17 protein-coding genes and 1 pseudogene are annotated in these 21,124 nt (G+C 71.2%); 10 read left to right on the forward strand and 8 right to left on the reverse strand.

The genetic code is table 11. From position 1 onward, the window contains the following. Positions 1-181: 181 nt before the first annotated feature. Complete coding sequence (locus CLV40_RS36345; RefSeq protein ID WP_245931817.1) at positions 182-994, reverse strand: alpha/beta fold hydrolase; 813 nt, start codon at positions 992-994, stop codon at positions 182-184. Positions 995-1,152: 158 nt separating this feature from the next. Next, positions 1,153-2,142 carry a TauD/TfdA family dioxygenase gene (locus CLV40_RS36350; protein WP_104483583.1) on the reverse strand — a complete coding sequence of 330 codons (990 nt, stop codon included), beginning with the start codon at positions 2,140-2,142 and terminating at the stop codon, positions 1,153-1,155. A 523-nt stretch (positions 2,143-2,665) separates the two neighbouring features. On the opposite strand from CLV40_RS36350, the gene CLV40_RS36355 reads away from it, so the two are divergent. Together CLV40_RS36355 and CLV40_RS36360 are read left to right on the forward strand one after the other, a co-directional pair. Further along, positions 2,666-3,607 carry a hypothetical protein gene (locus CLV40_RS36355; RefSeq protein ID WP_146108411.1) on the forward strand — a complete coding sequence of 314 codons (942 nt, stop codon included), beginning with the start codon at positions 2,666-2,668 and terminating at the stop codon, positions 3,605-3,607. Between the two features lie 116 nt (positions 3,608-3,723). Beyond that, complete coding sequence (locus CLV40_RS36360) at positions 3,724-4,203, forward strand: cupin domain-containing protein (protein ID WP_104483585.1); 480 nt, start codon at positions 3,724-3,726, stop codon at positions 4,201-4,203. Here CLV40_RS36360 and CLV40_RS36365 read toward each other — a convergent pair. The 4 genes from CLV40_RS36365 to CLV40_RS36380 form a co-directional block, all read right to left on the reverse strand. Then, positions 4,200-6,371: an MMPL family transporter gene (locus tag CLV40_RS36365; protein WP_104483586.1), complete on the reverse strand. Its 2,172-nt coding sequence runs from the start codon at positions 6,369-6,371 to the stop codon at positions 4,200-4,202. The genes CLV40_RS36360 and CLV40_RS36365 overlap by 4 nt on opposite strands. 166 nt (positions 6,372-6,537) lie before the next feature. After that, on the reverse strand, positions 6,538-7,053 hold the full coding sequence (locus tag CLV40_RS36370; protein WP_146108412.1) for a hypothetical protein: 516 nt from the start codon (positions 7,051-7,053) through the stop codon (positions 6,538-6,540). Positions 7,054-7,106: 53 nt separating this feature from the next. Continuing rightward, the gene (locus tag CLV40_RS36375) at positions 7,107-8,033 is read right to left on the reverse strand and encodes a hypothetical protein (RefSeq protein ID WP_104483588.1); all 927 of its coding nucleotides are present in this window, start codon (positions 8,031-8,033) and stop codon (positions 7,107-7,109) included. A 12-nt stretch (positions 8,034-8,045) separates the two neighbouring features. Continuing rightward, positions 8,046-9,020, reverse strand: coding sequence for an SEFIR domain-containing protein (locus CLV40_RS36380; protein WP_146108413.1), 975 nt, complete (start codon positions 9,018-9,020; stop codon positions 8,046-8,048). Positions 9,021-9,249: 229 nt separating this feature from the next. Between CLV40_RS36380 and CLV40_RS36385 the strand changes: the two genes are divergently transcribed. Genes CLV40_RS36385 through CLV40_RS36405 form a run of 5 tightly spaced genes read left to right on the forward strand, consistent with a single transcriptional unit; the run spans position 9,250 to position 16,091 of the window. After that, a complete protein-coding gene (locus tag CLV40_RS36385) occupies positions 9,250-9,843 on the forward strand; it encodes a TIR domain-containing protein (protein ID WP_245931818.1) in 594 nt (197 codons plus the stop codon). Positions 9,844-9,845: 2 nt separating this feature from the next. Continuing rightward, positions 9,846-11,474: a KGGVGR-motif variant AAA ATPase gene (locus tag CLV40_RS36390; RefSeq protein WP_104483598.1), complete on the forward strand. Its 1,629-nt coding sequence runs from the start codon at positions 9,846-9,848 to the stop codon at positions 11,472-11,474. Further along, complete coding sequence (locus tag CLV40_RS36395; RefSeq protein ID WP_104483591.1) at positions 11,467-12,099, forward strand: hypothetical protein; 633 nt, start codon at positions 11,467-11,469, stop codon at positions 12,097-12,099. Before CLV40_RS36390 ends, CLV40_RS36395 begins: the two co-directional genes overlap by 8 nt. Next, positions 12,096-15,152, forward strand: coding sequence for an ATP-binding protein (locus CLV40_RS36400; protein WP_104483592.1), 3,057 nt, complete (start codon positions 12,096-12,098; stop codon positions 15,150-15,152). Before CLV40_RS36395 ends, CLV40_RS36400 begins: the two co-directional genes overlap by 4 nt. 45 nt (positions 15,153-15,197) lie before the next feature. After that, on the forward strand, positions 15,198-16,091 hold the full coding sequence (locus CLV40_RS36405; protein WP_104483593.1) for an aminoglycoside phosphotransferase family protein: 894 nt from the start codon (positions 15,198-15,200) through the stop codon (positions 16,089-16,091). Positions 16,092-16,100: 9 nt separating this feature from the next. Here CLV40_RS36405 and CLV40_RS37615 read toward each other — a convergent pair whose 3' ends face one another. Further along, positions 16,101-16,301: a hypothetical protein gene (locus tag CLV40_RS37615; protein WP_146108414.1), complete on the reverse strand. Its 201-nt coding sequence runs from the start codon at positions 16,299-16,301 to the stop codon at positions 16,101-16,103. Positions 16,302-16,602: 301 nt separating this feature from the next. Between CLV40_RS37615 and CLV40_RS36410 the strand changes: the two genes are divergently transcribed. The 3 genes from CLV40_RS36410 to CLV40_RS36420 are packed head-to-tail and all read left to right on the forward strand — an operon-like array spanning position 16,603 to position 20,298. Beyond that, positions 16,603-17,514: a 5'-methylthioadenosine/S-adenosylhomocysteine nucleosidase family protein gene (locus CLV40_RS36410; protein WP_245931819.1), complete on the forward strand. Its 912-nt coding sequence runs from the start codon at positions 16,603-16,605 to the stop codon at positions 17,512-17,514. Continuing rightward, positions 17,511-19,577: a hypothetical protein gene (locus CLV40_RS36415; RefSeq protein WP_104483595.1), complete on the forward strand. Its 2,067-nt coding sequence runs from the start codon at positions 17,511-17,513 to the stop codon at positions 19,575-19,577. The genes CLV40_RS36410 and CLV40_RS36415 overlap by 4 nt, the downstream gene beginning before the upstream one ends. A 4-nt stretch (positions 19,578-19,581) precedes the next feature. Further along, positions 19,582-20,298 carry an NUDIX hydrolase gene (locus tag CLV40_RS36420; RefSeq protein WP_104483596.1) on the forward strand — a complete coding sequence of 239 codons (717 nt, stop codon included), beginning with the start codon at positions 19,582-19,584 and terminating at the stop codon, positions 20,296-20,298. Between the two features lie 569 nt (positions 20,299-20,867). On the opposite strand, the pseudogene CLV40_RS36425 reads toward CLV40_RS36420, so the two are convergent. Next, a pseudogene (locus CLV40_RS36425) lies at positions 20,868-21,124 on the reverse strand (integrase core domain-containing protein); the annotation flags it as partial.

Here is a 21,124-nt window from a genome sequence, read left to right on the forward strand (position 1 = left end):
CACCGGAGCTACCCGCGGGTGATCAAACGGAAAATGAGCAACTTCCCGGTCAAACGCGCACGACACCGACAACAACTCCGAAACAGCCGACCACCTCACTCGAACATCACCCTCACCCCGCCCAGCAAGACCCGACACCGCCGCCGACCAGCCGAAACCACCTAACCGACCGGCATTGGGGCTAGCCCAGGAAGTCCGACACCGCCGCGGCGAACTCGTCGGGTGCCTCGAACCACGGCACGTGCCCGACCCCGGGCAGCACCACCCGCGTCACCACGGGGAGCGCCCGTGCCAGGGAGTCGACGGCCCAGCGCGGGCGGAGGTCGTCGGCGCCGTCGATGACCAGCGTCGGGACCGGCAGTGCCCGGCAGGCCGCGACCAGCGCGGTCTCCTCGTCCTGCCGCGCCTCGGCGCTGATCGTCGCGTTGCACTCGTAGTTGATGGGGAACCACGGGTCGGCCATCCGCTCGGCGTACGAACGGGCCGTCGCGGGGTCGGTGAAGTCCGCCGACCACTGCGCCACCGCCCGTTCCCGGTCGTCGTCGGTGCGGTCGCGGCCCACCTGCCCGGTGAGCCGGGCCTCGGCGTTCCGCTTGAACTCGGCGCGCCAGTCGTGGCCCAGCCCGGTGCCCGCCACGTACACGAGCCCGCGCACCCGCTCGGGGTGGGCCAAGGCGTACCGCAGGGCCAGCGTCGCGCCCCAGGAATGCCCCAGCACGGCGACCCGGTCGAACCCGAAGTGCGCCCGGACGGCGTCGAGGTCCCGCACCGACCGCTCGACGGAATACGGCCCGCGCCGCTCCGACCGCCCACACCCCCGCTGGTCCCAGCGGACCGTCCGGGCCGCGAGCGAGTCCGCGAGGTCGCCGAACATGTCCCACAGGCCCGGCCCGCCGTGGCACAGGATCACCGGCACACCGGCACCGCTCGCGGACACCCACAACCGACACCCGTCGTCGGCCCGGACGTCGTCGGTGACCGGCTCCCGGATCACCGGGCCGCCCTGATTGTGTTTTCCAGCGCGCACATCCCGTCCTGCTCCCAGGTCCGCAGCGTGGTCCGGCCGCTCTCGATCCTGCACCACGCCGCGCTGCTGTGGTGCGGGAAGTCGGATGACGGTCGTGGGGCCCCGTCGGCGGGGCCCCACGACGTTCAGCTCACCAGCACGTGCGCGGTGGTCGGGCGGAGAACGCGGGAACGGCGGTGGTTCTGGTGGATGAAGACGCGCTGCAACCAGCGGTCCCGGCCGTCGTAGCGCGGGGTGAACTCGGTTCGGCCGTGCAGGGTCAGGCGGTTGTCCACGAAGGCCAGGTCCCCGGTCTCCAGGACGAACGTCCGGCGCACCGACCGCAGCGCGTCGCCGAGCACGGCCATGGCCTGCTCGGCTTCTCCGTCCAGCGGGTGGGTCGACTCGAAATCCACCTGGATGTCGGGATCGTCCCAGGAACCCGACAGGATGCCGTGCGGGCGCGGATCCGCGCCCAGGGCGCCGAAGGACGCGGGCGGCGCGGTGGTGTAGCGGGGCGAGCGCAGGATCTCGCGGACCTCGTCGGGCAGCGCGGGCAGTGCGTTGCGGATGGACGCGAGCAGCAGGCCCGCCTGGTTGTCGTGGTCGTTGCGCAGGCAGTGCAGGCCGACGTAATCGGGGCGGTACGGGTGGAACGCGTTCTCCACGTGCATCGCCAGCGCGACCGAGCCCGCGTTGCCCTGGAACTTCTCCATCCCCGGCACCGGGACCACGTCCTGCACCAGCGCCCCGCTCTTCTCCTCGCGGAACGCGAGCGGCTCGCCGAGGTTCAGTCCCACCAGGACCTCGGCCGCCGCCGCGACCGTGGTCTCGCGCTGCACCGAGCCCGGCACGTTCGGCGTGGGGGGTAAGGCCGCGGCGTCCACCGGTAGGTTGCGCACCAGGAAGACGCCGTCCCGGCCCGCGTCGTGGGTGAAGCGGCGGATGGCCTGGCGCAGGCGGACGGGCAGGGTGGCGGACGCCTCCCGCGCGCCCGCGAGCCACTCGGGCGAGTCGAGCAGGCGCGGTGCCAGGTCCGCCAGGTGCCGGGCGGTGGTCTCGACCTCGGCGCGTTCCGGCCCGGTCAGGGTGATCACGTGGTCGGTACCGTGCTCGGGCAGGACGTCGACGGTCATGCCGGGTCTCCTCTGTCGTCGATCGGACTGGGGTGGACGGTCAGCCGCCATCTTGGTCGTCATCCCACCGGATCGAGGCGGGGTGGGTTGACAACCGGCGAGGGGTCGGGTTGGCGAATGGTTGCCCAGCGTGGCGGGGATCCCCGGGTGGTCCCCTGTCCGCTGCGCCGAACGAGCGGCCCGCGCGGTCGGTACTCGTCGGGGCCGCGGAATCGGGAGACCGCCCCGGTACGGATTGCGAGCGGCGCCGCGGTCCGGGAATCACTCGAATGGACGATCAACACCGGTGCGCGGCGATACTCCAAACAGGCCACTGGACCGGGCCGGTGGATCGTGTGACGGTCTACCGGTAAAGTTCGGTAGTTCGCCAATTCCTGTTGTGCCGCAACACGTTGAGCCCACGTCGTCCGGCTCCCGCCGGGTGCCCGGGCGGTTGCTGCGGTCGGTGGTGTGGCGTCCGTACGGTGTCCGAGTAGCGTCCCGGGGCGGGGGGGATCATCCACGAATCCCGAGGAGGCTCGACTTGAGGCGAAGACTGCTCGCCTGCGTGACCGCGGTGGTCGCGCTGGCGTTCTCGACCGCGGTGGTACCGGCGTCCGCGACGGGGGAACCCGCGGGCCCGGAGTGCCGCGGCATGACCTGGTCCCTGCGGGACAAGCTGTTCGACCGGCACATCGCGCTGGTCTCGTCCGACCGGACCACCGACCCCTACAACGGGGACACGCCGTGCGACCGCAAGCTCCCGGTGCTGTGCCTGAAGAAGCTGAACCTGCCGCAGCCCGGCGGGATCGAGGTCGACTCCTACAAGGGCTGGACCGGCGGCCGGATCCAGCTCACCGCGCCGGTGGCGGGCACGACCCTGACCAGCCCCGCCGCCGCCGACCAGCTCTGCGCCGACACCTTCGGCACCGGCTGGGAGATGGGCGAGTTCCACGACGGCTACGGCGGCTGGGCCTGGTGGGCCAGGGGTGAGCCGATGCGGCTGTGGGTCGCGGTGCGCGACCAGCCCGCGAACCCGTGGGACACCGAGACCGGCCACGCCATGACCTGGACCACGCGCTTCCACCGCTGGGAAGGCGACATCGCCCGGTACGGCACGGACGACTTCACCAACCCGTACACCGGTGACACCGAGCTGACCGAGCGCCTGCCGATCCTGTGCGTCAAGCCGGACGGCACCCCCGTCCCGCCGGTCGTGGACCCGACCGACGAGCACAACGGCTGGGCGGCGGCCTCCGCGCAGATCAGCGCGCCGGTGCGCGGCACCGAGCTGACGAGCCGCGCCGCCGCCGACAAGGTCTGCGCCGACGAGTTCGGCACCGGCTACCGGATGGCCGACTACCACGAGGGCGGCGGCACCGACATCGTCCCCGACCACGCCTGGTGGGCCAACGGCGACGTCGGCCGCTTCTGGGTCTCGATCAACGACCAGCGCGCCAACCCGTGGAACTTCCCGCGGACCTGATGCCCGATCCCGGCCCGCGTCCCACGGGACGCGGGCCGTCCAGCACCTGGACGCCTTTGACACGCGGTGCCCGCCTGGCTTTCGCTAGCGCCGAGCCGAGCAGAAGGGCAGTCCACATGAGCGAGACCCCCGCCGTCGACCACGGCGCCGTCGACCACCACGGCACCGAGCACTGGCACCGCCCGTTGCGGCACATCCGGGGCGCGGACCTCTCCGGGGACACCACGCAGACCAGCGGCATGAAGCGGCTGGAGGCCGTGTCCGGCAAGACCGTCGGCTCGCGCAAGGTGTGGATGGGGGAGACCCACGTGGGTCCGGCCACCAACTCCGGCGACCACCACCACGGCGAGGCCGAGACCGCCATCTACGTCAAGTCCGGCAACCCGGTGTTCGTCTTCGCCGAGGGCGACCAAGAGGTCCGCCTCGAGACCGGTCCCGGCGACTACATCTTCGTGCCGCCCTACGTGCCGCACCGCGAGGAGAACCCCGGCGACGAGCCCGCCGTCGTGGTCATCGCGCGCAGCAGCCAGGAGGGCGTCGTCGTCAACCTGCCCAGCTTGTGGGCACCCGTCGAGGTGCCGCTGGACGGCGACTAGCGCTTGCCCGCGGGCTCCGGGTGCGCCGGGGTCGGGTGCGTGCGCTCCAGCGCCGCGCCCTCCACGTCCAGCGCGGGCAGCCACCGCAGCCACCCGGGCAGCGCCCACGCGGCCCGGCCCAGCAGCGCCAGCGCGGCGGGCACGGTGACCATCCGGATGATGATCGCGTCGAACAGGATGCCCAGGGCCAGCGCGAAGCCGATCGGTTTGATCGTCTCGTCGCCCTCCGGGACGAACCCGGCGAACACCGCGAACATGATCGTCGCCGCCGCGATGACCACGGGCGCGGTCTGCCGGAAACCGGTGGTGATCGCCTGCCGGGGCGCCGCGCCGTGGGCGTGCGCCTCGTGCATCCGGGACACCAGGAACACCTGGTAGTCCATGGCGAGTCCGAACAGGATGCCGATGATGATGATCGGCGACAGGCTCATCAGCGGCCCGGTCGACTTCGCGTTGACGACCTCGGTGAGCCAGCCCCACTGGAACACCGCGGTGGTGGCGCCGAGCGCGGAGCCGATGGTCAGCAGGAAGCCCAGCACGCCGACGACCGGCACCAGGATCGAGCGGAACACCAGCACCAGCAGCACGAACGCCAGGCTGACGACCAGCGCCAGGTAGACCGGCAGGGCGTCGTCGAGCTTGTGCGAGATGTCGATGCTGACCGCGGTGGCACCGGTGACGTAGACCCGCGCGCCCGCGGCGTCCGGGATGTCGTCGCGCAGCGTGCGGACCAGGGTGTTCGTCGCCTCGTCGTCCGCGCCGGTCTTGGGGATCACGGTGATCAGCGCGGCGTCGGCGGCCGGGCTCGTCCGGGGCGCGGTCACCAGGGTGACGTCCGGCAGGGTGGTGATCCGCTGCCGGACCTCGGCGGCGCGCGCGACCGCGTCGGGGCCGTCGACCAGCACGAGCAGCGGTCCCGAGTAGCCGGGGCCGAAGCTCTCGGCGATCAGCTGGTTGGCCTTGGCCTCGCTGCTGCCCTCGGCGGGCCGCTGGACGAGCGAGGTCTGCATCGAGAAGACCGGGATCGCGACCACGGCGAGCACCGCGACCGACCCGACCAGGGTCGCCCAGCGGTGGTGCGTGACCAGGTTCGCCCACCGCAGGTGGAAACCGCGGCCCTCGTCCGGGTCCGGCCCGGTGCCCGCCCTGGCCCGGCGGGGCAGCGCGCGCCGCCCGATGAAGCCCAGCATGGCGGGCACGAGGGTGATCGCGATCAACACGGCGATCACGATGGTGGCGGCCGCGGCCAGCCCCATCTCGGTGAGGAACGGGATGCCCGCCACGGCGAGCCCCGCGAGCGCGATGACCACGGTCAACCCGGCGGTGACCACGGCGGACCCGGCCGTGCCGACGGCCATCGCGGCGGCGTCGGCGATCGGGCGGCCCTCGAACAACTCGTGCCGGAACCGGGTGACGATGAACAGCGCGTAGTCGATGCCCACGGCCAGGCCGAGCATGATGGCCAGGATCGGGGTGGTGGCCTGCAGGTCCACGAAGCCGGTCAGGGTGATGATGCCGAGCGCGCCGATGCCGACGCCGATCACCGCCGTCAGCAGGTTCATCCCGGCGCTGACCAGCGAGCCGTAGGTCACGGCCAGCACGACGAGCGCCACCACCACGCCGATGGCCTCGGCGGGCCCGCCGACGTCGCCCGCCTTGTGCAGCACGTCGCCGCGCGCCTCGACCCGGAGCCCGTCGACGCGCGCCCCCTCGACCGCCGAGGTCAGCGCGTCGCGTTCCGCGTCGGTGACCTCCGGCGCCTCGACGCCGTAGGTGACGGTGCTGTACCCGACCGTGCGGTCCTGCGAGACCACCGGCCCCTTCGGGTCGAGCGGGTTGCTCGCCGCCGCCACCCCGGGCAGCTTCCCGAGCGCCGCGACCAGCCCGTCGACCCGCGCGGCCACCGCCGGGTCGACCAGCGTCCGGCCCTCCGGCGCGCGCAGCACCACTTGCGCCGACCCGCCTGCCGACGCGTCCCCGAACCGCTCCTGCATCAGCTCCAGCGCGGTCGTCGACTCCTGGCCGGGTATCCGGAAGGTGGACACGGTCTTGCCGGACAGCGTCACCGCCCCGACCCCGGCCATGACGAAGACGAACAACCACACCAGCAGGACCGCGACCCGGTGCCGCACGGACCCCAACCCGAGGCGGTAGAGCAAAGTGGCCATCGGTCAACCCCGACCCTGCGTAACGTCGCGCATGGCTAGAGAGTCCCCCGTGGACACCCGCCTCGCCCCTCCACCGGCGACGTCCCACCGATCGAGTGATCCCCGGTGCCCGTGACCTGAATGGCAACAGCTCACAGAACCGTTAGGCGAGTGCCGGTGCGAGACCTCACGGCTCGGAGACGGCCCAGGCCTGGCCCAGCACCGAGTGGTCCGGCTCGGGTGGTTGGGCCGCGGCCGGCTGTGCGAGCAACAGCAACGCGATCCCGACCGCCAGTGCCAGCGATGTCAGCGCCAGGTACCACCGCCGCAGCAGCATGCCCGCCACCAGTGCGAACGGCACCGCCCCCACCGGCAGCCAGCGGCCGCCGGACGAGCTGATCCCCAGTCCCGCCTCGTCTCCTGCCCGCCAGGCGAGCGCCCACAGCCCGATGCCCAGGTCACCGACCAGGAGTCCCCAGACGAACCGGCCGCCCCGGCTGCCGGTCAGCCACGACGTCTCGGGGGCGACCCGGGCAGGCACGGCGAACAGCGCGGCCACCAGCACGCCGAACAGCAGCGCGACCAGGACGCTGCCTCCCATGAACAGGATGGCGCCCAGTACGACCACGCACAGCGGCGCGACGACCGCGCCCACCGCGCCCGCGACCCCCACCCGCGCCAACGCCCGCTTGATGTCCCCCACGGGCGTCACTCTCGCACGGTGGCGCACCGGGGAACGGCGCGTTCCGTCACAGATCAACTCCACACCAGCCCGTACGACCGGTACGGCAACAGGTTCTTCGCCACGTGCACCACCTCGTCGGCGACGGGCAGCAGCCGGGAGGCGGCCCGCAGGTCGTCGGCCTCGTGCGGGTAGACGCCGTCCAGCACGCCGATCGCCCGGGGCCGGGTGCCGCCGAAGTGGACCCGCAGCTCGAACCGGTCGCACGGGTAGTGCGGGGTGCAGACGTAGAACCGGGACATGGCGGGCAGGCGGAGCCGGAACTCGAACTCGTGCTCGTCGCGCTCGGCCAGCGGGCGCGGCAGCACCAAGCCGAACGCGACCCGGCTGCCGCTCACCCGGCGCGGCGGCACCAGCGCGCCGCCGGAGAGCACGCGCAGGTCCAGGTCGGCCGGGTCGAACTCGGTCGAGCAGCCGGTGGGGATGACCGACAGCGAGTGCTCGATCTCGGCGAGGCCCGCCCGGTGGCTGATGATCCGCCGCGCCTCGGTCACCTCGCCGCCGGGTCCGGCCAGCCGCAGGGTGTCGCGCAGGGACGTGGTGTGCCAGGGGTCGTGCGCCTCCGCCGCGGCCGCCGCGACCAGCCGCAGCGCCTCGTCGCTGCGGCGCTGGATGGTGCGCCGGTCCCGGTCCCGCTCCAGCGCGTAAGCCGCGATCCGCGTGGTGTAGTTGACGTCCGGCGCGCCCTTGAACCCCAGCGCGACCTCCGCCATCGACCGGTGCGGCTCGGCCAGGGACGCCACCAGCCCGCGCACCGCGGCGATGATCTTGTCGCGGGTCGTGCCCGCGCTGTCGGCCCCGGTCACCCCGCCGAGCCCGCGCAACCGCGGTCCGAACCCGCCCGGCGGCGCCGCGCGGTTGACCCCCAACCCCTTGCGCAGCGCCTTGAGCTCCGCGAACAGCGCCGCGGTCTCGTCGTCCGGGCTCGCGGCAGCGTTCACCTGTCCCACCCCCTACACCAGTGTCGGATTCCCCCAAGCCAGATCGACGGAGCCCGCCAACCGCCGCCCCACCACGACCGCGGCCGACCCCAGCGGCGAGGCGCTGCCACCGGGGCGCGCCATCTCCAGCCGCAGGGTCCGGGTCCCGGTGACGTCGACCTCCAGCACCTCGGGCTTGTCCAACGCGACCCGCCGCGGCGGTTGCGGCTTGCCGTCGAGGAAAACCTGGAAGTGGCCAACCTGGAACGGTTCCGCGGCGTCGTCCAGGACACCGATCACGGTGGTCATCCGGCGGTACCGGCGCTCCAGGTCGACCACCACGGACCCGTGCCGCGACGACCCGCGCAGCACGATGCTGTCGTCGTAGCGGACACCGCCGAGCACCGCGGTCCCCGGCTTGACCTCGCCGCTGCGCTCGGCCCAGCGGCTCTCGTCGGCCAGCCGCACGAGCTGCCGCGATTCGGGGTTTTCCCGGCCCCCCAGCCATTCCCCGCGTTCCGGTGTCGGGAACCGGCCTTTCCCGGTGATCGCGCCGATCAGTTCCGCGACCCCGTCCTCGGACAACTCGTCGACGTGGAAACGGGTGGTGGAATGGCCGCACAGGCAGGTCGGGATGTCGTCGACCGACCGCCCCGGCAGCACGACCGGCAGCCAGCGCTCGGTTTCCCCGCGCAGGTCCCGCGTCAGCGCGTCCCGCATGATCGCCGCCTCGAACTGCGACCCCCGGCCCTCGTCGGACCGCGCCCGGCCGTCGGCCCGCTGCTTGTAGTCGGGTGAGGCGATCACCAGGATGTAGTCGGAGTCCGTCAGGTGCTCGATCGCCCACAACGACCAGTCCCGCCGCCGATCGCTGTCCCACTGGTCGAGTTGCACCTGGAGTCCGATCCGGACCATCAGGTACGTGGCGAACTCGCGCACCGCCTCCTTGTGCTCGGTCGAGTCGTGCGCGTAGCTCACGAACACCCGTGGCACTTCCCGATCCGACATCGCCACTCCCAGCCAACTCCGGCAATTCGTCGCCAGACATTGTCCGCACCACCCCGCCACCCCGGAGGCGCGAACCGGCTGGTTGTCACCTTTCTGTCGCTTATCCAGCCGTCGCAAGGGTTCTCACGTTCCCGCGGCCGAACTTGTCCTTCTTTTGTCACTCCAAGCGCCTTTTTACCGAACACGTCCCGCTCTACCATCGGCATGCCGCTGATCACCCGAAGGAGCGATGGCACACGTGTACAAGTACGACGTGTTCATCAGCTACCAACGGGACAGCCCCACCGTCGCGCCCTGGGTGCGCACGCACTTCCACCAGCTCCTGTGCGAACTCCTCGACGACAACACCGATGAGGAGATCTCGGTCTACTACGACGAGGAGGGACGAGCGGGCGGCCTGTGGCCGGTGGAGATCCGCCACGCCCTGCGGCACAGCCGCGTTCTCGTCCCCGTGTGCAGCCCCAAGTATTTCCGACGCGAGTGGTGCATGGCCGAATGGCACTCGATGCAGAGCCGCGAGAAGATCGCCGGTCTCGGCACACTCGAACGCCCGTTCGGTCTCATCCACCCCGTGATCTACAGCGACTCGGAGTACTTCCCCAAGTACGTGCACGAAAGGCGGACGGTGGACCTGCGGCCGTGGAACTTTCCCGAGCCGCATTTCCAGGACACCCCGGCGTTTCTGGATCTACGCCGCGCGCTGACGCGGTTCGCCATCGACCTGATCGACGCGCTCGACCTGGTGCCCCGGTGGCGGCCGGACTGGCCGATCGAGATGCCGCCGCCCGAACCGCCTACCCGGTCGCGGAAGCCGAGGTTCTGACCGTGCCGGGCACCGTGATCACCTTCTACTCCTTCAAGGGCGGTGTCGGCCGCAGCTTCGCGCTGGCCAACATTGCCGTGCTGCTGGCCCGCTGGGGGAACCGAGTGCTGTGCGTGGACTGGGACCTGGAGGCGCCCGGACTGCACCACTACTTCCGGCCGATGATGAGCGGCGAGCCGACCAGCGGTGTGGTCGACCTGGTCGACGACTTCCTCGCGAACCGGTTCCGCCCGGCCGACCACACCACCCGCCTCAGCGCGGACGGCGTCACCCTCGACCTCATCGCGGCGGGCCGCGACGACGTCGACTACATCACCCGCGTCCAAGACCTGGAGTGGGAGCGGTTCTACGACGAGGGCTTCGGCGAGTACCTGGAACGCTGCCGCGAGCGGTGGACCACCGACTACGACTTCGTCCTCCTCGACAGCCGGACCGGGGTCTCCGACATCGGCGGGATCTGCACGGCCCACCTCCCCGACCGGCTCGTCATCCTGTTCACCGCCAACGCCCAGAGCATGCGCGGCGCCATCGACATCGCCAGACGGGCCAACTCCGCCCGCGACGGTCTCCCGTTCGACCGGCCCCGGCTCAACGTCATCCCCGTGCTGTCCAGGTTCGACGCGCGCGAGGAATACCTGGAGGCCGACCGCTGGCGGCAGACCTACCTGACCGAGACGGGCAGCTTGTACCACGACTGGCTCGACGTCGAGGTCCCGCCCGCGGAGGTGGCGGCCCACCTCACCCTGCCCTACGTGTCCTTCTGGACCTTCGGCGAGCGGTTGGCGGTGGTGCAGGAGAAGCAGCCCACTCCCGACCAGATCAGCTACGCGCTGGAGACCGTGGCCGCCCTGCTGGCCCACGACCTGGACCGGACCCCGCTGCTCGCGGAGAACCGCGACGCCTACGTGGCCGCGGTCCGCGACCGCAAGCACGAGTTCTCCCACGACATCAAGATCAGCACCCCGCGCTCCACGCTGGACGTGGCGGGCGAGCTGATCGACACCCTGGGCGGGCTCGGCCTGCGCACCGAGCGGTCGCTCTCCGGCGACCGCGACCTGCTGGTCCGCGCGACCGACAACGCCCGGCACCTGTGCCTGATCGTCGACGGGACCCTGACCCGTTGGCAGGTCGCCGAGGTCGAGCGGTTCATCCACCGCACCGTCGGCCAGGACCGCCGGGTCATCCCGGTGCTGACCGCGCGCACCGACCCCACCGCGCTGCCCGGCTTCGTCGGCAACCTCCGCCACCTGCGGCTCGGCCCGACCCGCCGCCCCGCCGACGTCGCCCGCGAACTGGCCGACCAGGTCCGCGGCGCGCGGCCGCTCGTCCACGACTCGGTGGACCTGGTCGACCTGCTGCTGCGGACCGCGAAGGCGTCCCTGCCCGCGCACTGGTGGGAACTGGTCGACGAACTGGTCCGGGAACTCCAGGTGATCGCCGGGGCGGGTGACGACGAGCGGGCCCGCGACGTGGCGGCCGACCTGGAACTGGCCATCCGACCCCGCTCGGCGGCGGGCACGCCCGTGCCCGCCGACATCCGGGAAGCAATCGAGTGGAGCATCCGCGTCCTGCGCACCAGGGCGCGCGACACGGGCGCTCCGGCAACCGAGGAAGGAAACCAACATGGCTGAACGGTTGGGGCACAAGCAGACCGCGGTGGTCCTCACCCTGCTCTCGTTGGCGCGGGAGGTGTCCAACCCCGAACTGCAGGGGCTCGTCGGCTTCACCCTCGACGGCAAGGACCGCGTCCGGCTCAACGACCTCCAACTGGTCGACAGCCACAAGGACGGCCGCCGCTACGTGCACAAGCTCACCGACACCGGGAAGCGCTGGTGCATAGCCGAGTTCGGCACGGGGACACCCCCGCTGCCCCCGGCCCGCAGCGTCCTCGCCCCGGCCCTCTACATCTTCCTCGGCGGCGTCGGCCGCTTCCTCGAGCGCAAGGGGCTGAAGTTGGACGACGTCTTCGCCCCCGAGGTCGGGGTGAGCCCCGAGGAGATCGAGGACCGCGTCCGCACCGCGTACCGCGAACTCGCGGTCCGGCCGCGGGCCACCGTGCGGTTGGCCGACCTGCGGCCCCGGCTCGGCGGCGCCGCCACCGAGGACGTCGACGCCGTGCTCAAGCGGCTCAGCCGGGACCGGCAGGTCAGCCTGGTGCCCGACTCCGACCGGAAGGCGCTCACCGACGCCGACCACGCCGCGGCCGTCCGGATCGGCGGCGAGGACCAGCACCTGATCGCCATCGAGACGTCGTGATCGAGGAACTGGCCGCGCTGGCCACCCTGCGCTTCGACTGGGCCGACACCCCGGACCACGTGTGGCACGACTCGCCGTACCACGTCGACGGGCTGCACGCGGACGTCACGGCCGCCGTGGACGCCGGGATTCGCGACGCGGCGGCCAGTTCCGGTCCCAGCCCGATCGGGCTCGTCCTCAAAGGGCAGAAGGGGGTCGGGAAGACCCACCTGCTCGGCTCGATCCGCCGCCAGGTCCACCGGGCGGGTGGCTACTTCTTCCTGGTCAACCTCTCCACCGGTGACGCGTTCTGGGAGAACACCGCGGAGGCGCTCCGCTTCGGTCTGTCCCAACCGGAGGAGAACGGCGACTCGCAGCTGAGGAACTTCCTCCGCCGGGTCTGCGACCGCGACGTCGTCGACCCGAGGTGCGCCAAGGTGCTCCTCGGCGGCCACGGCCTCAACCGCGGCCACGTCGACGCCTTCGTGGCCGGGCTCAGGGCGCTGGACCGCCAGGTCGCCAAGGAGTGCTCCGACGCGGCCCGCGCGCTCGTCCTCTACGCCACGGAATCCGACATCACCAACGACATCGGTGAGGACTACCTGGAGGGCTTCGCGGGGTTCGAACCCGGCGAGTGGCGGGAATGGGGCATCCGCAGGCCACCGCGCTCCGCGTTGGCCGTGGTGCGCGACATCACCAAGCTGCTGGCGATGACCGGTCCGGTCGTGATCTGCGTCGACCAGCTCGACACGCTGATCGCCCGCACCAGCCGCACCACCGGAAACGCCGACGGCGAGCTGCTCGTCGCCCAGGTCGCCGACGGCCTGATGAGCCTGCGCGAGATCACCCGGCGCACGCTCACCGTGATGGCCTGCCTGTCCAACACCTGGACGCAGATCAGCTCGATCGCCGCGGACTCGGTCCCGGACCGGTTCCGCGAACTGCACACCCTCGGCCGCGTCGTGGACGGCGCGGTCGGCCGGGCGCTGGTGGAGAAGCGCCTCGGCGTCGCGTACGAGGGCATGCGGTTCACCCCGCCGCACCCGTCCTGGCCGATCGCGCCGACCGCGTTCGAGGACGGCTGGGAGGAGATGACCCCGCGTGAACTCCTCAAGCGCATCGGCACCCACATCGAGGCGTGCCTGCGCTCGGGCGTGGTCACCGAACTGGCCTCGTTCACCGAGGACGGCCCGCGCCCGGTCGCCCCGGCCCGGCCCGAACCCGCGCCGGACCGCTTCGCCGAACTGGACGCCCGCTTCGCCCGCGAACGCGAGTCGGCCGGGTCCACGGCCCCGCTCGACCACACCACCGAGGACGACCTGGTCCCCAGGCTGCTCGCCGCGGCGCTGCGCGCCTGGCTCACCGAGGTCGGCGACGACCACCTGGTGTGGGAACGCCCGATCCTCAGCAACGGCCACCTCCACGCGCAGTTGAAGGTCACCCTCGACGAGGTCGGGGACGTGGAGGAGTACTGGTCGTTCCGCTCCATCCACCACGTCCACCCGATCTCGGTGCTGCACCGGTTCCGCAAGGCGCGGGCCGCGGCCGACCTGCGCAAGGGGGACGACCTGCGGCACCTCGTGCTGATCCGCAACGACCCGTGGTCCGGCGGGCCCAAGACGCAGGCCGAGGTGCGGGAGTTCGAGTCGTCGGGTGGGCTCGTGCTGCCACTGTCCGATGAGGACCTGAAAACCTTCTGGGCCCTGGACCGGCTGCTGGACGACAAGGTCCCGGGGTTGATCGAGTGGCTGGTCGACCGCCGCCCCGCGGGCCGGTCCGAGCTGCTGTCGCGAGTCCTGCCCACGGGGCGGCCGGAGTCCCCACGAGACGAAGGTACTCACCCGCCGCCGGAAGAGATCACGCTCGGCGAGGTCCACGACACCGGTGAGCCGGTCACGGTCGAGCTTTCCACGCTGCGCAAGCACATGGCCGTGTTCGCGGGATCCGGCTCCGGCAAGACCGTCCTCTTGCGACGCGTCATCGAGGAGTGCGCGCTGCGGGGCGTGTCGTCCATCGTGCTCGACCCGAACAACGACCTCGCCCGCCTGGGCGACCCGTGGCCGGAACCGCCGTCCGCCTGGGGACCGGGCGACGCCGCGCTGGCCGCGACGTACCTGGCGGAGACCGAGGTCGTGGTCTGGACCCCCGGGCGGGCCACGGGACGACCGCTCGCGTTCCCCGCCCTGCCGGACTTCGCTGGCGTGCTCGACGACGAGGACGAGTTCAACGCGGCCGTCGAGGTGGCCGTCGCGACGCTCGCGCCGCAGGTCCGGCTCACCGGCAGCACCGCCAAGGCCGACATCGGCCGCGCCGTGCTGCGCCAGGTCGTCGAGCACTACGCCCGCGGCGGCGCGCGCGGCCTGCCCGGGCTGATCGACCTGCTCGCCGACCTCCCCGACGACGTCAGCACCCTCAACGGCGCTACTCGCGTCGCCGCCGACCTCGCGGAGGCCATGAAGGCCGCCATGGTCAACGACCCCCTCACCGCGGGCGGCGGCGAGCCGGTCGACCCGGGCGTGCTGCTGACCCCCGGGCCCGGCAAGCGCGCCCGCGTGTCGGTGATCAGCTTCGTCGGGCTGCCGCAGGAGGCCCAGCGGCAGAACTTCGTCAACCAGCTGCAGATGGAGCTCTTCGCCTGGGCCAAGCGGAACCCGGCGGGGGAGCGGCCGCTCGGCGCGCTCTTCGTGATGGACGAGGCGCAAACCCTTGCGGCGTCGGGGACGCTCACCGCGAGCACCCGCAGCACCATCGTGCTCGCCTCCCAGGCCCGCAAGTACGGCCTGGGGCTGCTGTTCGCCACCCAGGCGCCGAAAGGGCTGCACAACCAGGTCGTGGGCAACGCCACGACCCAGGTCTTCGGCAGGCTGGGCAGCCCCGCGCAGATCACGGCGGCCAACGAACTGGCGCGGGCCAAGGGCAGCCCGATCGCGGACGTGGGTGGTCTGGCACGGGCCCAGTTCTACGTGGCGAGCGAGTCCTTCGGCTTCAAGCAGGTGGTCACCCCGCTCTGCCTGACCCACCACCCAGCGAGTCCTTTGCGGTTGGAGGAGGTGCTGGACCGCGCCCGCCGGTGAGGTTTTCCGGTGGCGGCACCCCACTCACCCGGTGATGATCACCAGGTGACAACCACACACCCGGACGGCCGAGCGGGCATCGACGCGACCCTCGTGCGCCGCCTCATCGCCGCGCAGTTCCCCCGGTGGCAACACCTACCGGTCACCCCCGTACCCATCGACGGCTGGGACAACCGGACCTACCGCCTCGGTGCCGAGATGTCGGTCCGCCTGCCGACCGCCGAGGGGTACGTCGCGGCGGTGGAGAAGGAACGCACGTGGCTGCCGCGCCTGGCGCCGCACCTGCCCGTCGCCGTACCGGAGGTGCTGGGCTCGGGTGTGCCGGGGGAGGGCTACCCGTTCCCGTGGTCGGTGCGGGGGTGGCTACCCGGTACCCCGTTCAACCAGACCGCGGTCACCGACCTACCCGGCTTGGCCGTCGCGGTGGCGGAGTTCATCCAAGCGCTACAACGGTGTGACCCCACCGGCGGCCCCACAACGGGCGCCCACTGCTTCCACAGAGGCGCGTCCCCGGCCTACTACGACGACGAGACCCGCCGCTTCCTGGTGGAACTGGAGGGCCGCATCGACGTAGACAAGGCAAGGGACGTCTGGGAAACCGCCCTCGCGGCCGAGTGGCGGGGCGCCCCCGTCTGGTTCCACGGCGACATAGCCCCCGGCAACCTCCTGATCACCGACGACGCGCTGTCCGCCGTGATCGACTTCGGCACCGCCGGAGTCGGGGACCCGGCCTGCGAGCTGGTCATCGCCTGGACCACCTTCCACGGCAAAAGCCGCCAAGCCTTCAAGGAAACCACCCCCCACGACGACGGCACCTGGGCGCGGGCCAGGGGGTGGGCGATCTGGAAGGCGATGCTGCTGGCCGCCGCCGACACCAACGCGGCGGAGAACCTCCGCGTCATCGACGAGATCATCGACGACCACGTCGACCGGGCGTGACCGGCCTGGCTACTCGCGCTCGACAGCTCTGCGGCCGGTGGCCAGCGCGATCACCAGCAGCACGACCCACACCGCGGTGGGGATCACCCAGTACGGGAAAGGCCACGAATCCCCGACCACACCCTGCATCACCCAGCCGATCACGCTGAGCAGGCATAAGCCTCCCCACCACTGCAAAACCCGAATCCACGCCGCGGACATCCCCGCCATGCCGATCCCCCAACGGTAGTAATATGTCCTATTAGGACAAACGTGCGGCTTTCGCTCGCGCGGCCAAGCTATCACCACTCGAATCGCCCGGAGCCGAAATGGGCCTAATCCCACTCCATCTGCCCAAACATGACGAACTGCGCGGGTGGTCCTGAATGTTCCACGTCACAACGCCGACGGAGGCATGGTGAATTGTCGGCTCGCTGTCCAGTTTTTGTCACATGGACATCTGGCTCTGTTGAGAGAGAAAAGTCTCTTGTCTTGTTGACAAGAAACTCACGGTCTAGCTAACTTCCCCGACATGACTCCTGTTCTTGGCGAATCCGGGTTGGTCGCCGTGCTGACCGCGTTGCCCAGCGAGTACGTGGCCGTTCGCGGGCACCTGAGGGACATCAGGCCCCGTACCCACCCGGCGGGCACCCTGTTCGAGGTCGGTCAGGTGGCGAACGGGCGCGCGGTGGCGCTGGCCGGGATCGGTATGGGCAACATGTCGGCCGCTTCCCTGACCGAGCGGATGATCACCGAGTTCGCCCCGGCCGCGGTGATGTTCGTCGGCATCGCGGGCGGTCTGCGTGACCGCCTCGCCCTCGGCGACGTCGTCGTCGCCACCCGCGTGTACGCGCCACACGGCGGCCGCAGCGAGACCGATGGCTTCCGCTCCCGCCCCCGCGCGTTCGACGTGTCCCACCGGCTCGAACAGGCCGCCCGGCGGACCGAGCTGCTCGGCCGGTGGCGGGACGCGCTGGACGACGGCCCTCGGCCCGCGGTGCACTTCGACCCCGTCGTCGCCGGAGACGTGGTCCTCGACTCGCGGGAGTCCGATCACGCGCACCACCTGCGGCAGCACTACAACGACGCGGTCGCCGTGGAGATGGAGAGCGCGGGCTTCGCGCAGGCCGCGCACCTCAACGAGAAGGTACCCATGCTCGTCGTCCGGGGTATCAGCGATCTCGCGGGTGGCGCGAAACGCGACACCGACGCCGGTGGCTGGCAGGAGGTGGCCGCTCGCAACGCCGCCGCCTTCGCCATGTGCGTCGCGGCCGATGTGGAGATCCCGACCGGCGCACCGGGGCGTCCGGTGGACGGCGGCGACCCGGTGAACGGTAGTGGGCCGGTGGTGCGCAACATCGTCCGCGGTAACGGCAGGGTCGGCCAGCAGATCGGCGTCAGCTACGGCGCCATCACCATCCACCAAGAGGAGGGACAGCGGTGACCATCGACGACTTCAGCGTTGCCACCGTCATCAACACCGTCGACGGCGATACCCAGGTCGGCCAGCAGATCGGCGTGGTCTACGGGGACAACACCGTCCACCGGCACGAGTACTACCACTACAACTCCGCCGACCCACCCGAGCGCAAGCTGGAGGTGGCGATCAACCACCTGCGCGGGCGATCATCCGCGCGGATCGCCGAGGAGATCCTGGCCGAGCTGGTCAAGCTGGGGCACATCGACTCCAAGACGCTCTACTACTACGCGCTGGCACTGCTCAGCGGTCGATCCATCAACGACCTGGACCGCCGTGTACGCGACAGCTTCAGCTGGTGCCGCGACCACGCGCGGACGCTGCCGCTCGACAGCTGGCTGGAGTCGCTGGACGTGGTCGCCTTCCTGGTCGACGGCGTGGTAGCCCAGGGCCTGGACACCGAGCGCGACAAGCGGTTCGTCGCGGGTCTGTCACAGACCTACGCGCCACTGCCCGAAGACCGCCGCGACGAGATCGCCACCCACCTCGAGTTCGTGCTCAGCGGTGCGATCCAAGACCACCTCGACGCCGTCGAGACCACGCGGATCGCCAAGGAACGCATGGGCAACGACCGCGTCCGGCGGACGCCGCTGTATTTCGAACCGGAGCCCGCCGAACCCCACCCGCTCGCCCCCGCCCCGACACCGCTCGACCGGAAGGCGCTCCGCCATGCCGTACTCGGGGCCGTAGTCGTGTGCGTGGGCGCGTACTTCACGGTTTCCGACGCCACCGCGAAAGTGCTCGGCGTCTTGGCGGCCCTGCTCTGTGCCGTGGGCGGGTTGCTGGTCCTGCGTTTCGGCCACCACCTCGCGTTGCGCACCGCTCGGCTCCGGGCGAGCCGGACCGATGTCGGTCTCCCCGCGGGCCCGGCACCGGACCACACTGGCGAGGAAGGCGCGCCGCCTTCCGCCGACAAGTTCGCCACCGATGTGCGCAAGCGCGTCGACCAGGGATTCAACGAAGGGCCGGGTGGCGGCGAACGACTGCGTGCACTCCTTGCCGCCCGGCTGGTCGTGCTGTTCCGCGAGACAGCCGTCGAGCCCGCGCGGTTGCTGTGGCTCACCCGCTGGCACGCCCGACGTGCCGCGTGCGGCACGGGTATCGCGCCGGTTCCCGACGACACCGTGGGGCAGCACCTCGGGATGGTCCTCGGCATCGCGATCTACGGCCTCGGTACTGCGGTCGGACCGCTCTGGGCAGGCGCCGGGTGGTTCTGGTCGGCCTTGCTGATCGCGGGCGGCTGGTTCGCCGGGCGCAACAGCGTCGACCTCCGGGTCACGCGGCACCGCGACGGTGACGAGCGCGAGCGCAACCTGCGGTTGTTCGACGAGGAGCGGCGGGAACACGCCCGTTGGGTCGCCTACCTGGCCGCGAACCGCCCGGACGAGCACGAGATCGCGCACTGGTTCGACCTCGACCGCTCCTACCTGCGATCCACCGCTCTCAAGCGGTCCGGTCTGACCAACCGCGACCTGTTCACCCACGTCATCCTGGCTACGCGGGCCCCGTACTCCCGGCGTGCCCGAGTCCTGCACGGACCCCCGCGCTACACCGAGTACCACCTCCACCTCTTCCTGCTCACCGACAACGGCGTGCGGGTCATCCGGCTCCGGCTCAACTTCCTGACCGGTGAGTACGGCCACGAGAAACGTGAGGTCTTCCACTACGACAAGGTTGCCTCCGCACGGGTCGAGGAGCGCGGAACCCGGGTCGAGGAGGACCACCCAGGCGCGCGGCCGAACCGGGGCCGGGGTCGCACGCTCGAGGTCACGCTCGTCAACGGCAAGGACATCGCCAAGGTCACCGAGCAGTTCGAGGCCGCCGAGGTGACCGACCTCGAGGGGGAGGACTACCTCATCCAGTTGGCCACCGAGACCTCCGGGATCTCGTGGGCGCAGCACGTGCTGGAAGCGGTGGCCGCCGAGGGCCGGGAGTGGATCTCCAAGGAGCGCACGCGCCGCCACCACCGGTTCCAGCAGTGGCGGCTGATCGGCGCGGCGACCGGCTCGGACGACGGGGCGATAGGCTGAACAGGTGACACCACGGGACCGGGTGTTGGTCCACTTCACGGCGGACCTGGTGATCCTCACCATTCGCGGCGGCGCGTTGCACGTGCTGCTGGTGGAGCGCGCTAACGAGCCCTTCGCGGGCCTGCTCGCCCTGCCCGGCGGGTTCCTGCGCGGCGCTGAGACGGTGCGGCAGGCCGCCGAGCGGGAACTGCGGGAGGAGACCGGTGTTGACCCGGCCACCCTCCACCTCGAACAGGTCGGTGTCTACTCCGCACCCGACCGCGACCCCAGACCGCGCCGGGTGATCACGTGCGCGTTCCTGGCCATCGCCCCTGACCTGCCCGTGCCCACCGCTGGGTCGGATGCCCGGTCGGCCCGCTGGACCCCGGTGGACGACCTCTTGGGTGGGGCCACGCGCTTGGCCTTTGACCACGACCAAGTGCTCGCCGACGCTGTCGAACAGGCTCGCGAGAAGCTCCGGTTCAGCACCGTGGCGACGGTGTTCTGCGAGCCCGAGTTCACCATCAGCGACTTGCGGGAGGTCTACGAGGCGGTGTGGGGCGTCGAGTTGGACCGCCCCAACTTCCACCGCAAGGTGACCGACGCGGACGGCTTCATCATCCCGACCGACGGCAAACGAGCGGTTCCCACCGGCCGCCCCGCCCGCCTCTACCGCGCGGGTCCCGCGGATGTCCTGGACCCGCCGATGGCGCGAACCGCGCGGACCCGCCCGAGGTTCTGAACCACCTGTCCCACAACACCCTGCCTGGTTGTGCGCTCTGCCGGAGCCAGGGGATTCAGGCGTCGCGCGAGCGGAGGACGACGTAGCCGCCGATGAGTGCTGCCACGGCCCACGCCGCCAGGACGAGCAGGCCGGTCCATGGGGTTGAGGCCGCCCGCCGCCTGCGCCCCCACCTGCATGACCTGGGAGCCCGCCTGGTCCGGTAGGAACCTCGCCAGTTCCCGGAGGCCATCCACACCCGCCGCGACCGGGCCCAGGATGAAGATGAGTCCGTACATCGCCACCAGGGCGCGTACGGCGCCGCGCACCATCGTGGCCACCCCGATGGCCAGTACGCACATCAACGTCAGGTAGAGCGGGGCGCCGATAACGGCCCTGACCGTGCGCCGAAGGTGACCAGGCACAGGTGGCCGAACCGTGCGGATCTTGACCAGTTCGGCGCGCAGGACGGGGATCGGCGCTCGTAGGTTGATCATGCTGCCGGCGTGCCCGCCCGTCGGCGCGCCACATCGGCCCCAGGGGTGGATCTCCTCCACCTGCGGGCAGGTGGAGGAGATCCGCGGACGAGGCTAGCTGTATGAGGCCATGACGTTGGACGCCGGTGTGGAGCCGTGTGGCTGGTGGTTGGTTTCCGGCGGCGGTGTGGGGGCGATGGTAGTTGTAGTGCACGTTCCAGACGGCCAGTGCGTCGGTGCGTTGTTGTTCGCTGGTCCAGGCGTGGGCGTAGAGGGATTCCTCGGCCAGGATGCGGTGGTAGCGCTCGACTTTGCCGTTGTGGCGTGGGGTGTAGGGGGTGATGCGCTGGTGGCGGGCGCCGCGCAGGACG

The sequence above is a fragment of the Actinokineospora auranticolor genome (assembly GCF_002934265.1).
GTDB classification, from domain to species: Bacteria; Actinomycetota; Actinomycetes; order Mycobacteriales; family Pseudonocardiaceae; genus Actinokineospora; species Actinokineospora auranticolor.

Excerpts from the sequence above, each read along its gene's own strand:
- CLV40_RS36350 (WP_104483583.1), bottom strand. The coding sequence starts at position 2,142 with ATGACCGTCGACGTCCTGCCCGAGCACGGTACCGACCACGTGATCACC.
- CLV40_RS36360 (WP_104483585.1), top strand. The coding sequence starts at position 3,724 with ATGAGCGAGACCCCCGCCGTCGACCACGGCGCCGTCGACCACCACGGC.
- CLV40_RS36365 (WP_104483586.1), bottom strand. The coding sequence starts at position 6,371 with ATGGCCACTTTGCTCTACCGCCTCGGGTTGGGGTCCGTGCGGCACCGG.
- CLV40_RS36380 (WP_146108413.1), bottom strand. The coding sequence starts at position 9,020 with ATGTCGGATCGGGAAGTGCCACGGGTGTTCGTGAGCTACGCGCACGAC.
- CLV40_RS36385 (WP_245931818.1), top strand. The coding sequence starts at position 9,250 with ATGGCACACGTGTACAAGTACGACGTGTTCATCAGCTACCAACGGGAC.
- CLV40_RS36395 (WP_104483591.1), top strand. The coding sequence starts at position 11,467 with ATGGCTGAACGGTTGGGGCACAAGCAGACCGCGGTGGTCCTCACCCTG.
- CLV40_RS37615 (WP_146108414.1), bottom strand. The coding sequence starts at position 16,301 with ATGGCGGGGATGTCCGCGGCGTGGATTCGGGTTTTGCAGTGGTGGGGA.
- CLV40_RS36410 (WP_245931819.1), top strand. The coding sequence starts at position 16,603 with ATGACTCCTGTTCTTGGCGAATCCGGGTTGGTCGCCGTGCTGACCGCG.